This is a genomic window from Paracoccus sp. 22332 (genome assembly GCF_052045125.1).
Classification (GTDB): Bacteria; Pseudomonadota; Alphaproteobacteria; order Rhodobacterales; family Rhodobacteraceae; genus Paracoccus; species Paracoccus haematequi_A.
The window spans coordinates 1-12,939 of the sequence record NZ_JBQEOI010000061.1 but is presented as its reverse complement, the minus strand read 5'-3'; the positions used below and the strand labels follow the sequence as shown (position 1 = coordinate 12,939).

At 65.2% G+C, this 12,939-nt stretch carries 16 protein-coding genes; 5 read left to right on the top strand and 11 right to left on the bottom strand.

The window, feature by feature from the left end; translation table 11 throughout:
• On the top strand, positions 1–152 hold a 152-nt coding region (locus ACTJI6_RS22235), incomplete at its 5' end, for a helix-turn-helix transcriptional regulator (protein WP_440803822.1).
• Between the two features lie 717 nt (positions 153–869).
• On the opposite strand, the gene ACTJI6_RS22230 is transcribed toward ACTJI6_RS22235, so the two are convergent.
• The 8 genes from ACTJI6_RS22230 to ACTJI6_RS22195 all read right to left on the bottom strand — a co-directional run bounded on the left by ACTJI6_RS22230 (position 870) and on the right by ACTJI6_RS22195 (position 8,644).
• Entirely contained in the window at positions 870–1,076 is a 207-nt protein-coding gene (locus ACTJI6_RS22230; RefSeq protein ID WP_440803820.1) for a hypothetical protein, read from the bottom strand.
• Positions 1,066–3,141 carry an AAA family ATPase gene (locus ACTJI6_RS22225; protein WP_440803818.1) on the bottom strand — a complete coding sequence of 692 codons (2,076 nt, stop codon included), beginning with the start codon at positions 3,139–3,141 and terminating at the stop codon, positions 1,066–1,068. The genes ACTJI6_RS22230 and ACTJI6_RS22225 overlap by 11 nt, the downstream gene beginning before the upstream one ends.
• A gap of 89 nt (positions 3,142–3,230) precedes the next feature.
• The gene (locus tag ACTJI6_RS22220; RefSeq protein WP_440803815.1) at positions 3,231–4,271 is read right to left on the bottom strand and encodes a hypothetical protein; all 1,041 of its coding nucleotides are present in this window, start codon (positions 4,269–4,271) and stop codon (positions 3,231–3,233) included.
• Positions 4,272–4,427: 156 nt separating this feature from the next.
• Positions 4,428–4,952: a hypothetical protein gene (locus ACTJI6_RS22215; RefSeq protein WP_440803812.1), complete on the bottom strand. Its 525-nt coding sequence runs from the start codon at positions 4,950–4,952 to the stop codon at positions 4,428–4,430.
• 70 nt (positions 4,953–5,022) lie between these two features.
• Positions 5,023–5,361, bottom strand: a complete 339-nt coding sequence (locus tag ACTJI6_RS22210) for a hypothetical protein (RefSeq protein ID WP_440803810.1) — start codon at positions 5,359–5,361, stop codon at positions 5,023–5,025.
• A gap of 143 nt (positions 5,362–5,504) precedes the next feature.
• Positions 5,505–6,470 (bottom strand): DUF2382 domain-containing protein, encoded by a 966-nt coding sequence (locus tag ACTJI6_RS22205; protein ID WP_440803808.1) that lies wholly within the window; start codon positions 6,468–6,470, stop codon positions 5,505–5,507.
• 141 nt (positions 6,471–6,611) lie between these two features.
• The gene (locus tag ACTJI6_RS22200) at positions 6,612–6,881 is read right to left on the bottom strand and encodes a hypothetical protein (protein ID WP_440803805.1); all 270 of its coding nucleotides are present in this window, start codon (positions 6,879–6,881) and stop codon (positions 6,612–6,614) included.
• A 278-nt stretch (positions 6,882–7,159) separates the two neighbouring features.
• On the bottom strand, positions 7,160–8,644 hold the full coding sequence (locus tag ACTJI6_RS22195) for a sensor histidine kinase (protein ID WP_440803802.1): 1,485 nt from the start codon (positions 8,642–8,644) through the stop codon (positions 7,160–7,162).
• A gap of 207 nt (positions 8,645–8,851) precedes the next feature.
• Here ACTJI6_RS22195 and ACTJI6_RS22190 point away from each other — a divergent pair, with 207 nt between their 5' ends.
• A complete protein-coding gene (locus tag ACTJI6_RS22190) occupies positions 8,852–9,232 on the top strand; it encodes a response regulator (RefSeq protein ID WP_440803800.1) in 381 nt (126 codons plus the stop codon).
• Between the two features lie 3 nt (positions 9,233–9,235).
• Here the strand turns inward: ACTJI6_RS22190 and ACTJI6_RS22185 are convergent, their stop codons facing one another.
• Together ACTJI6_RS22185 and ACTJI6_RS22180 are read right to left on the bottom strand one after the other, a co-directional pair.
• The gene (locus tag ACTJI6_RS22185) at positions 9,236–9,583 is read right to left on the bottom strand and encodes an antibiotic ABC transporter (RefSeq protein WP_440803798.1); all 348 of its coding nucleotides are present in this window, start codon (positions 9,581–9,583) and stop codon (positions 9,236–9,238) included.
• A 293-nt stretch (positions 9,584–9,876) separates the two neighbouring features.
• A complete protein-coding gene (locus tag ACTJI6_RS22180; protein WP_440803796.1) occupies positions 9,877–10,173 on the bottom strand; it encodes a hypothetical protein in 297 nt (98 codons plus the stop codon).
• A gap of 105 nt (positions 10,174–10,278) precedes the next feature.
• Here ACTJI6_RS22180 and ACTJI6_RS22175 point away from each other — a divergent pair, with 105 nt between their 5' ends.
• The 3 genes from ACTJI6_RS22175 (at position 10,279) to ACTJI6_RS22165 (ending at position 12,223) form a co-directional block, all read left to right on the top strand.
• The gene (locus ACTJI6_RS22175) at positions 10,279–10,707 is read left to right on the top strand and encodes a pore-forming ESAT-6 family protein (protein ID WP_440803794.1); all 429 of its coding nucleotides are present in this window, start codon (positions 10,279–10,281) and stop codon (positions 10,705–10,707) included.
• Between the two features lie 301 nt (positions 10,708–11,008).
• Positions 11,009–11,401: a hypothetical protein gene (locus tag ACTJI6_RS22170; protein ID WP_440803792.1), complete on the top strand. Its 393-nt coding sequence runs from the start codon at positions 11,009–11,011 to the stop codon at positions 11,399–11,401.
• Between the two features lie 255 nt (positions 11,402–11,656).
• Positions 11,657–12,223 carry a Crp/Fnr family transcriptional regulator gene (locus tag ACTJI6_RS22165; protein ID WP_440803790.1) on the top strand — a complete coding sequence of 189 codons (567 nt, stop codon included), beginning with the start codon at positions 11,657–11,659 and terminating at the stop codon, positions 12,221–12,223.
• A 2-nt stretch (positions 12,224–12,225) separates the two neighbouring features.
• Here the strand turns inward: ACTJI6_RS22165 and istB are convergent.
• Positions 12,226–12,939, bottom strand: a 714-nt coding sequence (istB, locus tag ACTJI6_RS22160) for an IS21-like element helper ATPase IstB (RefSeq protein WP_440803190.1), incomplete at its 5' end; no start/stop codon positions are given.

Here is a 12,939-nt window from a genome sequence, read left to right as displayed (position 1 = left end):
CCGGGCTCAGCCCGCGCTATGTCTCGCTGCTCGAGGCCGGCAAGCACCGCCCCAGCCTGCTGACCATGGCCAGGCTCGCCGCCCGGCTGGAAACGCCGCTGTCGGACCTGATCCGCGAGGCGGAGGCGGAGCGCGACGGTCCCGCCGCCTGACCGGGGGGTGCTGGCGATGGACAGGAACGATCCGACCGCCCCTGGAAGGGCCTGCCGTGCTGACGATGGGCGCGGCACGTCCTCGCCCCAGGATCGGCAACCTTCAGGGGAGACGGGGGTGCGGATCGTCCGGCGCCGGTGCGGCGCGCTGATCCTGGAAGGCGAGCAGGGGTAGGCCAGGGAACTGACCGTCACCCGTGGCTGACGATGCCTCGAGAAGCCGGCTGATGCCGCCCGGTCCGCGCGGGCCAGACTTGGCGACGCCGTCGGCGGAGGCGGAGGCAGGGAGGTGCATGGCCAGAGAGGGTCGCTGGTCTGGACAGGCCTCGGCGCTGTTGGCCAGATCTCTCTCGAAGCGGCCTCGGCGCCGATTGGATCCCGCTCCCGCCCCGAGGCCCGCGCGACGCCCGCCGGCCTTGTCCCGAGACGCGGCGTCGCGTATCCCCGACGCGTTTCATGCTCATCTCCCCGGAAAGACGTTCGGGACTTGGTCGGCTTTCGGCGGCTTTCCGTTTTGGCAATGCTCCCTGGACAAAGGTCTTCCGGACGGGGGCAGATGTCCGGGGTTTCTTTAGTCTTTTTATTAAAGTCCCCGACGGGACGCTGAAGGGAGGCCTTTGCGAGCCCGGGAAAGGCATTGGATCCGTCCAGGCCGGACGATCCCGCGGAACAGGCATCGGCCGCGTCCCCGACCCCGCGCCTCCTGCGCGAGGCCCGTCACGGCGGCGGCCGGGCGTCGCGCAGCAGGTCCCGCAACTGGTCCAGCCGGTCGCGGGCCAGCATGGCGCCGCGGGCCAGGGCGGCGCCAGGCGTGTCGCCAAGGCCCTCGGCCGCCAGGAAGAGGAGATCGAGGATCTCGGCCAGGACCGCCGCCTGATCCCGCGCCTCGGCCAGGAGCGCCGGGAGACCCGGCTCACGGCTCATGGCGCGCCTCCGGGTCCGGGCCGGGCCGATCCAGGCCCGCGTCGCCGCAGGCGATGACGCGCTCGGCGCAGAGCCGGTCCGCGAGGTGCAGCAGCCAGTGATATTCCGCGGCCAGGAGCTGGCGGGCGCGGCGGAGCGCCGTGCGCAGCCGCCGGTCGGCCCGGGTCCGCACCGCCGGGTCCGTCATCAGCATCGGCGCCGGATCGGCGACATGAACCAGGCTGTGGCCGCTGAGGCCGTAGGTCAACTCCAGCCGCAGGGCGATCTCGGTGGCGCGGGCCAGATCGCTGTCGGCGCCCTGTCCGGCACCGATGCAGCCGCTGCCCAGCACCAGTTCCTCGGCCGCCCGGCCGGCCAGCAGGCAGGTCAGCTGATCGATCAGATCGCGCCGCGTCAGCAGGGGAGCCCGGTGTCCCAACGCGACATGGCCGCCCGCCATGCCGACATGGATCTCGCCGACCCGGCCGCGCGCCAGCAGGGTGGCGGCGATGGCATGGCCGGCCTCGTGGAGGGCGAAGCGGCGGATGATCGCCGGCTCCTCCCGGGCCAGTCCCAAGGCCCGGGCGACATCGGCGCCGGTCAGCGCGTGGCCGGCATCCCGCGCCTGGCTGCGGGCTTCGCGCACCGCGCCGTCGATCGCGGCGGCGCTGTGGCCGATGGCGCGCCGGGCCAGGTGGTCGATTGCCCTGGCGGACAGCGCGCCGTCAAGACGCCGGGTCAGGATGTGGAGGATTGCGGCAAGACCGGGGGGCGGCACCGCGACGATCCGGTCGATCCGGCCGGGGCGGCGCAGCGCCGGGTCGAGGGCGTCCATGTCGTTGCAGGCGGCCAAAACGATCAGGCCGGGCGTCCGGCCGGCGCCGTCCATCAGTTCGAGAAGCGCGTTGATCACCTGGCGGCGATAGGTGCGGGCGTGGCTGTCGTCGCCGCCCCGGTCGCCGGTGCTGTCGATCTCGTCCAGGAACAGCACCGCCGGGGCGGCCGCCTGGACCTGCGCGAAGCTGGCGCGCATGGCGCGCAGCATGTCGCCCAGATGGCCGGCCGCCTGCCAGGCGGCGAGGCTGCCTTCGATCAGCGGCACGCCGGCCGAGGCGGCGATGGCGCGGGCCAGCCAGGTCTTGCCGGTGCCAGGCGGGCCGACGAACAGCAGCGAGCGGGTCATCTCGCCCCAAGCGATGCGCCCGGCCGACCAGGCGGCGAGATCGGCAACCAGGCGGCGGGCGGCCACCTCGGCCGCGCCCTGGACGACGATGTCGTCCAGGGTCGGACCGTTGGATCGGTTGGACTGGTTGGACTGGGCGATGCGATGCAGCTCGGTGATCTGCCGCTCGCGGATACGGTGGCGTAGGGCGAAGCGCAGCTGGCCGGGCGTGAGCGCCCGCAGGGCGGCGTCGCCCGGCAGGCGGTCGCGCAATCCGGCGGCGTCGCCGCCGCGCAGGCTCAGGGCGGCGGCGATGAGCCATCCGTCCACCGGTCCGAGGCGCAGAGGCGGGGGCAGGATGGCGGCGATCTCGCCGGGCAGGGTCAAGCCCGCCTCCACCAGCAGGACATGAGGGGCGGTCGTCGCGCTGATCGCCGCCATGGCGGGGGCGAGGGCGTCCTCGGGCCGCCCGCCCGCGCGGGCGTCCCCGGCGGCGCGCAGGGCGATGATCCGCGCCGGCGGGCGACCGTTGCCGGGTGCCAGCAGGGCTGCGAGCAGCGAGGCCGCGTCATCGATCATCCCGCCGGGCGGGCCGTGCAGAAGGGTCACCGCGCCGACCGCCGTCAGCGCGGCGATGGCCTCATGGTTCGGAAGGGCGCGGCACAGCCCGGCAAGGGCGATGGCGCGCAGGGGATCGTCGGCCAGGGCGGTCGCCGGACACGGGCGTCGCCCCCAGTCCGGCAGTTCCTCGATCTGGTCCTCGACGTCGTCGAGGCGGCCCTCGACCAGGGCCTGAAAGACCCCCTCGGACATCTCCGGCGCATCAGAGACCGGTGGACAGGGCGCCGCGTCGAGGCAGGCCGCGACAGTCAGGTAGTGGGGCAGCCAGGCGGGCTGGGCGGGCATGGCGGACGGGCTGGGCATGGGCAGTTCCTTCGGAAAGGGCGAGGGACGGGGGGCAGGGGAGATGCACCAGGGCTGGGGCGGCAGCGATGGCCCCGGCCGGAGGCGGCTCAGCAGGCCGCCCTGTCGTCGCCCCCGCCACCCTGGCTGCCGCCGTCTTTGCCCCCGCCGTCCTGGGTTTGGCTGTCCTGGGCTCCTGCGCCCGGTGCCATGCCTACCGGGACGGCTGCCTTCGCGATCCGATCAAGCCGGCGCTCCAGCTCGGCCCGCAGCCAGGGCCGGTAGACCTCGCTGACCACGTTGAGGATGCCCCGGTAGTCCTGGGGCGGCACCACCGCCTCGGGATGCTGCCGGCGCAGCCGGGCGTGCAGGCGCTTCTCGGTGGCGCAGGCGGCGTGTCCGGTGGACATGGCCACGCGGCGCAGCAGCGTTACCTGCGCGGTCTTCGGCAGCCCCAGCTGGTGCCTTTGGCGTTTCAGCGGATTGGCGCTGTAGCCGAGCTTCAGCAACTCCATGCCGTCATGCCGGATGCCCAGCAGGTAGAGAAAGCTCGGCTTGGCCGCCCAGCTTTCCCCGCAACCGGCGCAGTCGCACTGCCCCCAGCCGAGATTGGCCCGGGCGATCCGCTGGACATGTCCGCAGGCGTCGTGGCGATACAGGTGATAGTTGGCATTGCCGCGCGGATCGGGGCCGATCCGGGTCCAACCCCGCCGGGCGGCGATCTGCCTCTCGCGTTCGGCAAAGCAGATCTCGCAGCGCAGGCCGGTCTGGCCACGGGCGACGCGGTCGACGATCTCGAACTGCCGCCGCAGGACGTGCCCGCAGGTGGCGCGGAAAAGGCCGTATTGTGGGTGATCGGGATCGGGGCCGAGATAGATGAGGCCCGCCGCCGTCGCGCGGGCCGCACGCGCCGTCTCCAGGCAGGTGCGACAGAGCGGCTGGCTGGTCATCAGCACGAAGAGCCTGGTCACGCTGACGCCGCCGCAGCACCGGCAGCGCAGGGCCAGGTGAAGACGGTTCGTGACCCGGGCCATGATTTCAAAACCCTTTCGCTCCGCCGCGGCGATCCAGTGGGCATGGAGGGGGCCTGGGTGGCGGGTCAGGCCGGCGGGAAGCGGCGCTTGGGCCGCGCAGGATTGCAGGACGGTCATGGGAATGCTCCTGAAAAACAAAGTAGTTGTGCCGGGCGCTGACGCGGACGCCTTGCGCGGCCACAACGGTCCGGGACGGGGAGATACGCAGACCGGGCGGTGCGCGCGCAGCACGCACCGGTCACGGCAGGGAGGGATGTGAGGGAAAGGCGGCTGTCAGGCCGCGACCGGCACCGGATCGTCGGCGCTGTCGGCCGTCGCGATCTCCAGCGGATCGACGAGCGCCGTCAGCGAGGCCAGGTCGGCCACCTGCATCCGCGCCGCCGTCAGCATCGCGCCGACCCGCCGCGCCACCGGGCCGCTGCCCAGGCAGGCGAAACGCCCGTCGCCCCGCTCGAGCCAGGCGGCGAGGCGCAGGAACTCCGAGGACGAGCTGGACTCGATCAGCGCGAACAAAAGCAGCGCCATGCGCTTCAGCGGCTGGTCCTCTGGGCGAACAGGCACGGCCACCCGGATATGGTCGATGGTGGACAGCACCTGCGTCCGCGCCACCTCCGCATCGCGGTGCCAATGCAGGAACGCCGGATCCCAGGACGCCGCATGCTCGATGTCGCGCTCGGCCTCGATATAGCCGCTGACAGACCCGATGAGCCGCGAGAACCACCGTGAGATCTCGGTATGCGTGAAATGCGCAGAGGCTGTCATCACGCCGCACGGCGTGGTAGAGGATGGGGTAGCCATGATTGATCTCCAGACGATCGGTTGTGGTTAGGGCGGGGCAGGAGGGTAGGATCTCTTGCTTCCGTCCGCATTATATGACATCGTAAAACATAAAATCAAGAAAAGATTCGGTGTCATGGAAAAAAAGCGCGGCCGTCCTCCCGTTGATAGTGAGTCGATTAATCTTCGACTCGCGCGAGACCTCATCCAAGCGATCGATGATCGGCGACGCGCTGAAGCTGATTTGCCCACGCGGCCTGAAATGATACGCCGAGCCTTGGTCCAGTGGCTTGCCATGACGGATAGCTAAGGTCTGGTTAATCATCAGCATTGCGGCGAAGTTGTTCGGCTGTTGACCTCTCCAAGAGCTATTCTGTTCCATAATCTTGATTATCACAACAAGGGTCCGCAGGCAGACACCTTCCAGCAAGGACAGCTCAACCTCATGGGCAGCCTGATTGGGCTGAGCGAGCGCAAGCGGCAGGATTTAGGCGTCGTGATTACCTTTTGTGCGATCCCCATGGCATGAAAAGGCCCCGCCGAGGCGAGGCCCTTCCCGTCTGCTGGCGGGGATCAGATTTTGGTGCGATCGGTATCATCGCGGTGCAGGCCGCCGGTCAGCGTATCGCGATCTCCAATAGCATCGTTCTTTTCAATCTCGACCTCGGTCCGACGCACCGTGTCTGAGATCTCCTCGCGATGGGTTTCGCTGGTCTTGCGCAGGCCGATCTCCTCGACCACACGGGCTTCCTTCTGGACCACCGCTTCCTCGCGGTATTCCTCGGCCTCGATGGTGTGGTCCTGGAAGGCGGCATCGGCACTGGTGACCTCGCGATCAACAGGGCGGCGCTCGATCTCCACCCGCTCCTCGCGCAGATCGATGCTTTCGTTCACCGGCTCCTCGACCGTATAAGCCCGGACGCGAACGCGACCGTGGCCGGTTTCGCGCTTGCCGACGCGAAGTCGCTCCTCCACGACGGGGATCGTCTCGTCGTCGCGCAGATCTTGCTCGCGCGGAGGGGACGCGTCAGCGCCCAAGCCGCCTTCGTTAATATAGGGGCTGTCCAAGTCCCCCATCATACCTGCGCGGACGCCATAAGCCGATGCCGTGCTGCCCGAGGCATAGGAACTGGCTTCATAACCGCTCCAGCCTTCGGAACGCCAACTTTCGGCACGTTCGTCCAGGTTCACGCTGCCTTCTTCATCCAGGATATCCAGGGCGGTTTCGTATTCGCCCCCGGAGATCCCGCTCACGGTCACCAGATAGCCGCCACGCGAGAGCCCTTCGGCATAGGTGTAGCGATCCTCATCGGGAAAGAAGAAGTCGCTGAGACTGTCCCAGAAACCCTTGCGATCCTCGTCCCAGGTCTGAGACGCCGTCGTGGTTGTGCCCGCCCGGCCGGCGACTTGCCGAATATGCGACTCGGGGATCCCGGCCGTGACAAGCCGGTCCACGGCGCGTTGTGCATCGGCCTGGCTGTCGAACAGGGCAGACACCGATGTCTTCCCCATTGGTCCGACGTCGTTGTTATAGGTCATGGTGATCGTCCTTGTTGGAGGTTGGTGTGTGATCGGCCGGGATACGGTCGGCCTGGACAGTTTGGCGCCGAGGGGCCTCCCCCGCAGTCAGCAGGAACAAACGAGAGGCCATGCCATGCGTTCCGTCAGTCGGAGGATGCGTCAATCTCCCGAGGCATAGAGCAAGGCGATATCCCGGTGATGAAGAGCGCATGCCCCTGTCTCCGACTTCACCACGGCGCGCTGCGGCTCCAGAACCACGACGCAGCCGCTCTTGAAGCTGTAATGCCGACCGCCATTAGTCAGGGTCATCTGAACAGGAACCTCGTCCATGGGCCGCTCGGGTTCAACAGGCGCGGGTACCGTCCTGATCGAGCTATCGCAGGCGGTAAGCAACATGGTGGCGGTCAGCGGGACAATCAGCATTCTCATGGTCAACCTCTGGGATATGCCACTCGATAACGCGCCAGAGCCAAGAAGAGATGCGCCTGCCGCGAACGGCCGCACGCCAGTGTCGGGGCTTGTCATGCAGGCCGCGGTGGCACGTCACTCAAGACGCATCCTCCCGCTGTCCCGTCGCGAAACGTAAGGCAGGTCCCTGCCGGAGCGGCGAGGACTGTTCACTTTACTTTCCTGCACCCGTAAATGGGTACTTCTGCCCCGGCTCTCGGTAGGCCATGCTCCATTTGCCGTCGCTGGTCGGTGAAAGACTAGCCCTTTCCCTCGACCAGAAGTTCGTCAAGCGGCGCAACGATGCGGCACCTCAACCCGTCCCGGTGATAATCGAGTCGGCTGCTGGCCAAGACCGATCCGCCGAAGCCCATCTCGATCAGCTGCGTGCCAAAGCCCGAGGTGTCAGGAGGCGAGACGGCCGGACCATCGTGTTCTGTCCAGGTGAACGCCAAAAGCGGTCTTTCTGCGGCAGGCTGCGCGATCACCGACCAGCGGATCTCGACCCGCCCTTCCGGAACCGACAGCGCACCATATTTGCTGGCATTGGTGGCAAGCTCGTGAATGACCAATGACAGCGTCAGCGCCGCTTCCGATCCGATGGGGATCACCGGCCCGCTCATGTCCAGACGCGAGCCGTCATCGTGGGGCGCCAGAGCCGCCTCGATCATGGCACCAACCGTGCCGGCATCCTTGTGACCGCTGATCAGAAGATCATGGGCCGTAGCCAGGGCCTTGATCCGGTTCATGGTCGTGCCACGGGCGCTGTCGAGATCGTCAGCATTGCGCAACGTCTGCGATACGATCGCACCGACGACCGAAAGGGTGTTTTTGAGGCGATGCGAAAGCTCGCGGTTCAGAAGTTGCCGCCGTTCCGTTTCCTGCAGCTCTCGCTCCTTGCGCTCGGTGATGTTGGAGAACACGGCGGCGAAACGGTTGGCATCGAGGGCCCGCGCGCGCCCCTCGAACCAGCGGTTCCCCAGAACTGCCAGAAAGACCTCGAAGACGACAGGTTGTCCGGTTTCCAGGACCGTGGCATAGGTGTCGATGATCGCAGTCTCGCCGTCGGGGACCAGCTCTCGATAGGTCATGCCTTCCGAGCCTTGTGTCGCAAGCCCGGTCAGGGTTGCGAAGGCAGGATTGATGTCGTGATACCGCCAATCGATCATCCGCCCGGACGCGTCGCGGATCGCCTCGCCGATGAAAAAGCCTTCCTGCATGTCCTCGAACAGGCTGCGCCACTTCAGCTCGGAGATGCGCACGGCGATTTCCGTGTCGGCAAGGACGGCAACCCTGCCGAGCCGCTCCAGGTCCGAGGAGGACCATGCTCGCGGCTCGGGGCTGATCGCGGCCACGGCGCCGATGACCTCGCCCGAGGGCAGATGCAGCGGAACACCGAGATAAGCGATGACATCCAGATCCCGGATAGCAAGGTTCTGGGCCAGCAGCGGCTCCCGCCGGGCATCGGTGACCATCAAGGGCGCATCGTGGTCGACGACATGCTGGCAGAAGGAGTGGCTGAGAGGCGTGCCGCCGAGTGCTGCCCATTCGGCCGGCAAGCCGCGGTGACCGGCAAAGACCTGCCTGGTGTCCGACACGATCGAGACGATCGCCACCGGCACGTCCAGCATGTCACGAACAAGATTGGCAATCCGGCCAAACTGCGCCTGTGAATGCGCCCTCAGCAGGTTGGAATGATGCAACGCCCGCAGCCGGGCCGGGTCAGACAGAAGATCGTTCGGCACGAGAAAACCGTCACAGCGCAGGATATTCAGGCTTTGTTCATGCAGTACATCCGAAAGCAGGTCTACGAAAGAAGAATTCCTTCTTCATCTTCTTGCCTGGCTTCAAGGTTCGGCCGCCGGAAATCCGCTTGACTGACTTTCACTTGGAACCGGTCGCTGCCGGACGCCTTTCTTTGGCAGGAACGCCGAAGAAGAAACGAGCAAGGAATGCCCGATCCTTTCGCCCGATACGCGCTTGTCGCGGACGACAATCCGCTGATCCGGATGGACGCGCAGGCGATCCTCACCGAAGCAGGGTTTCGGGTTTATACGGCTGCCGGCTATGAGGATGCCATGGAAATCCTGGCGTCATCGGGTCATGGCATCCATCTGCTGTTCACTGACGTACAGATGCCGCCGGGCACCAGGAACGGCTATGATCTGGCTCGCCGTTGCGCGCGCGACTGGCCGAAGATCGGCATCCTTGTGGCGTCTGGTGCCACACCGCCTGGACCCGACGATCTGCCAAAGAGTGCGCTGTTTCTGGATAAGCCGTTCAGTGCGGATACGGTGAACGGGTGCCTCAACCAACTTTTTCCGGATCGCTGACCGTCAGCAGGACTGAACAACTGAGGCGGAGGATCGTGACCCCATCAGGCGGCAGGAGTTGGCACGGATCCGCTTGCCGAAGGGCCGCAATCCCGCAGCGATCACCTGATCCGTGCTGGCGCCTTCTGCTGCCGCTTGTCCAACGGCGTAAAGCGACTCCGCCAGGGCGGCCTGCTTTTCCGCCAGCATCAGGAATGGCTCTCCCGGGTCCTGGACCATGATGCCCATCATGCCTGCCGTCCGAAGAGCGATCACGGTCTGCGCCTCAAGGGCAAGCTGGACAACATCGATCCATAAAGGGATGGCGCTTGATGGCTGGTCGAACGGGGCTATGGCAGATCCTTTGTTCACGGCTCATTCTGAAAGCTTCCTTGAGATCAACGCAAGTGAGCTTTTCCGCAGCAGCCCTATTTCTGCTGCTGCAAATTCTCACCCTTGGCAAGCATTTCAGTTGACGTAAGGACAGTATTTCGCTTATCCGCAACCAAAGCGGGAAGAGCAAAAACCGCGGACATATTCAGGGAGATCAGGGACGCATCTTTGTCCTCTTTTCTTCTGGAGCGAGGGACAAAAGGAGGCCGCCTGTGGGCGGCCCTTCCTTTTTGAGGTATGCGGGTCCGGACCAAGACCGCGCCGTGGGTAGCTCAGATCGTTTCGAAAACCACGAACCCCGACACGGTCCTGCCAGCTTCATCATAGCGGCTTGCGTCGGTGATGATGTCGATAACCGGTGCCTCGAAAGGATTTTCATCCTCGGGCACGACGCGCACGATTTCTGGGGCGGTAAGCTCGCAGGCCTGAGCCGGGATCGCGATGAATTCGATTTCGCCATCGCCAATCAAGCCGAACTTCATCATGCCCTCGAAAGGACCCTGCCCGTCAACGAAGAACCTGACCCGCCGCATGCTCTCCCTTTCTTTTTGGTCCGGATTGAACGGCAAGGCCCCGCGCTCGTTCCGGACAAAAGCATCCGGTTAGGAAAGATTAAGATGTCTGGTCTGACACGCGTGTCATCTTCAGGCTTGTGGCGCCGCCATGGCTGATAAATGATCGCTTCCGCCGCCTGCCTCTGGGCGGCAACACCACAGGAGCGACTGTTCGTGCGACCTTTTTTCCTTGGACTTTTGATTTCCGGCTTTGCCCTTCCCGCCTTTGCCCAACAGGCCATGGGGCCTGACGATGCGATTGCCGCCGCGCGCAATCAGCTCGGGGTTCTCGAATACTGTCAGGCAAACGGCCATATCGATGAGACCGCCGCGGCAACGCAGACCAGGATCCTCGACATGATGCCGCCTGCGACCGATGCGGCGAAGATCGAGGCGGCCTACGAGAAAGGCAAGGCCGGCACCGTATCGGCCCTGGGCGTGGAGCAGACCCTCGCCGCTGCTGCCATCGCCCAAAGCACCGACGAAGCCACGCTTTGCACGCAAATGGCAGCCATGCTGGCGCAGGCGGCCGCGCAACTCCCCCAATAGGACGCAGGATCGTTCGTTTCGCGGCATGTTGTCAGACGTGCCGCGGAACGGCGCCATGAACGGTTTTCTGATTTTCTCTGCTTGTGTCGAGAAAGAGGAATACGCTCCTGCATCATGCCGGAGGTGGGCCTCCCCCCAAGAAACAACCTTACAGTAACCTGGGGAACCGTTAATTTCCCCTAGGTTGATCTATGCGTACCTCCTGCTTGTGGGTCACGCGTTGTTCGGCTTCCGCCGAGCATCCTCTCAGATCCCATTCGCCAGAGCGGCTTGCTTGTCGCCCCAGCAAGGAGCAACAGCAATGCCCCACTCCCTCCCATCGCGGCTGAAAGCCATTCTGTCCGACGCCCGCACCAGAGCCGATATCGATGACTACCTTGAAAGCGCCCGGCAGGAACTGGGGATGGATATTGCCTATCTGTCCGAGATCGTCGGCAAGAGCCTGGTCTTCCGGGCGGTCAGGTCGCCCGGGATCGAGAGCATCATTCAAACAAGCAACTCGCTCGATCTTCGGGAAACCTACTGCAAATATGTTCTCGATGGCAGCTTGCCGCCGATGATTGTCGATACCGCCGCCCATCAGATTGCCGTTGATCTGCCGGTTACGCAGATCATCCCAATCCGCAGCCATGAGCGTTCCGCTGACCTTGGCCGACGGCAGTGTCTTCGGTATGGTGTGCTGCCTGGCGCGTGATGTTCGCTCGGATCTGCCAGCCAACTCGGCCGAGCGCTTGAGCGGCTATGCCGACAAGATCGCTTCTCGGTTGGCCCGCAACGATCAGCCGCAGCCATAGTGCGTGTCCGCGCCACGGCGGGAACTTGCCGGAATGGTCTGATTGCAGACGAAATCCTGTGAGACGATGGAAATCCCCTCCATTGGGAAGGTAGACTTCTCCTTATGGTACAGAAGACAGAAGCTCTGACCATCTGTCAGGAACAAAGGTCCTGCATGACCTGTCCGGTCCGGTATCGGGCAGTCTGTGCCCATTGTGGGCCTGCAGACCTCCATGACCTTGAGGCCATCCGCTTCTTTCACTCCTACGAGGCCGGGCAAGTGATCGTGTGGGCTGACGAACGGCTGGACTTCGTTGCAACGGTGGTCAGCGGGATCGTGTCGCTCACCAGGATCATGGCGGACGGACGAACGCAAATGGTCGGCATGCTGCGCGCGGGCAATTTCCTGGGCCATCCTTACCGGGCCAAGGTCGCCTACAATGCGGTTGCCGCAACACCGGTCGTCCTGTGCGGCTTCCATCGCCAACGATTTGAGACGCTGCTGCGCAAAACGCCAGCATTGAGCCAAGGTCTGCTTGAGCAGTCCATGGGCGAGTTGGATGCGGCGCGGGAATGGATGCTGCTTCTGGGCAGGATGTCAACGGCGGTGCAAAACCCGGCCACTCGGCGGCGTAAAACCAGGCCAGGTGGCGGTGGCCTGCGCCATGGCGCGCGCGCTTACCATAGAGCTGGCGCGTGCCATGGCGCATTGGCCCCTTGGGGCCAAATCGAGGCGATCTGATCTCAGGACTTTTGATGCCGCTTTCGGGCAGTGCTGTTGGCGAGGCGATAACTCTCGCCGTTCATTTCGAGGATGCTGACGTGGTGGGTCAGCCGGTCGAGCAGTGCGCCGGTGAGGCGCTCGGAGCCGAAGGTCTCGGTCCATTCATCGAAGGGCATATTGCTGGTGATCAGGGTTGAGCCGCGCTCGTAGCGGTGCGAGATCAGCTCGAATAGCAATTCGGCGCCGGTCTTGGACAGCGGCACGAAGCCCAGTTCGTCGACGATCAGCAACTTGACGGCAGCCATCTGCTTCTGAAAGCGAAGCAGGCGACGTTCGTCGCGGGCCTCCATCAGTTCGTTGACCAGGGCTGCGGCGGTGGTGAAGCCAACGGAGAGCCCCCTCTGGCAAGCCGCCAGTCCGAGGCCAAGGGCAATGTGCGTCTTGCCCGTGCCGCTTGGGCCGAGGGCAATGACGTTCTCGCGCCGCTCGATCCATTCGCAGCGGGCCAGTTCCAGCACCTGCATCTTGTTGAGCTTCGGGATGGCGCTGAAGTCGAAGCTGTCGAGGCTTTTGACCGTAGGGAACCTGGCGGCCTTGATGCGGCGCTCGACCATCCGCCGCTCCCGGTCAACCAACTCCAGTTCGACAAGCCGGGCGAGATACCGGACATGGTCCATGCCTTCGGCCGCGCATTGCCAGGCCAGCTTCTGATGTTCCCGCAGGAATGTCGGCAG

Coding starts and splice junctions, on each gene's coding strand:
- ACTJI6_RS22190 (WP_440803800.1), top strand. CDS start 8,852: ATGCCCGATCCTTTCGCCCGATACGCGCTTGTCGCGGACGACAATCCG.
- ACTJI6_RS22215 (WP_440803812.1), bottom strand. CDS start 4,952: ATGGCTACCCCATCCTCTACCACGCCGTGCGGCGTGATGACAGCCTCT.
- ACTJI6_RS22230 (WP_440803820.1), bottom strand. CDS start 1,076: ATGAGCCGTGAGCCGGGTCTCCCGGCGCTCCTGGCCGAGGCGCGGGAT.
- ACTJI6_RS22205 (WP_440803808.1), bottom strand. CDS start 6,470: ATGACCTATAACAACGACGTCGGACCAATGGGGAAGACATCGGTGTCT.
- ACTJI6_RS22225 (WP_440803818.1), bottom strand. CDS start 3,141: ATGCCCAGCCCGTCCGCCATGCCCGCCCAGCCCGCCTGGCTGCCCCAC.
- ACTJI6_RS22220 (WP_440803815.1), bottom strand. CDS start 4,271: ATGACCGTCCTGCAATCCTGCGCGGCCCAAGCGCCGCTTCCCGCCGGC.
- ACTJI6_RS22170 (WP_440803792.1), top strand. CDS start 11,009: ATGCCCCACTCCCTCCCATCGCGGCTGAAAGCCATTCTGTCCGACGCC.
- ACTJI6_RS22175 (WP_440803794.1), top strand. CDS start 10,279: ATGATCGCTTCCGCCGCCTGCCTCTGGGCGGCAACACCACAGGAGCGA.
- ACTJI6_RS22200 (WP_440803805.1), bottom strand. CDS start 6,881: ATGAGAATGCTGATTGTCCCGCTGACCGCCACCATGTTGCTTACCGCC.
- ACTJI6_RS22165 (WP_440803790.1), top strand. CDS start 11,657: ATGACCTGTCCGGTCCGGTATCGGGCAGTCTGTGCCCATTGTGGGCCT.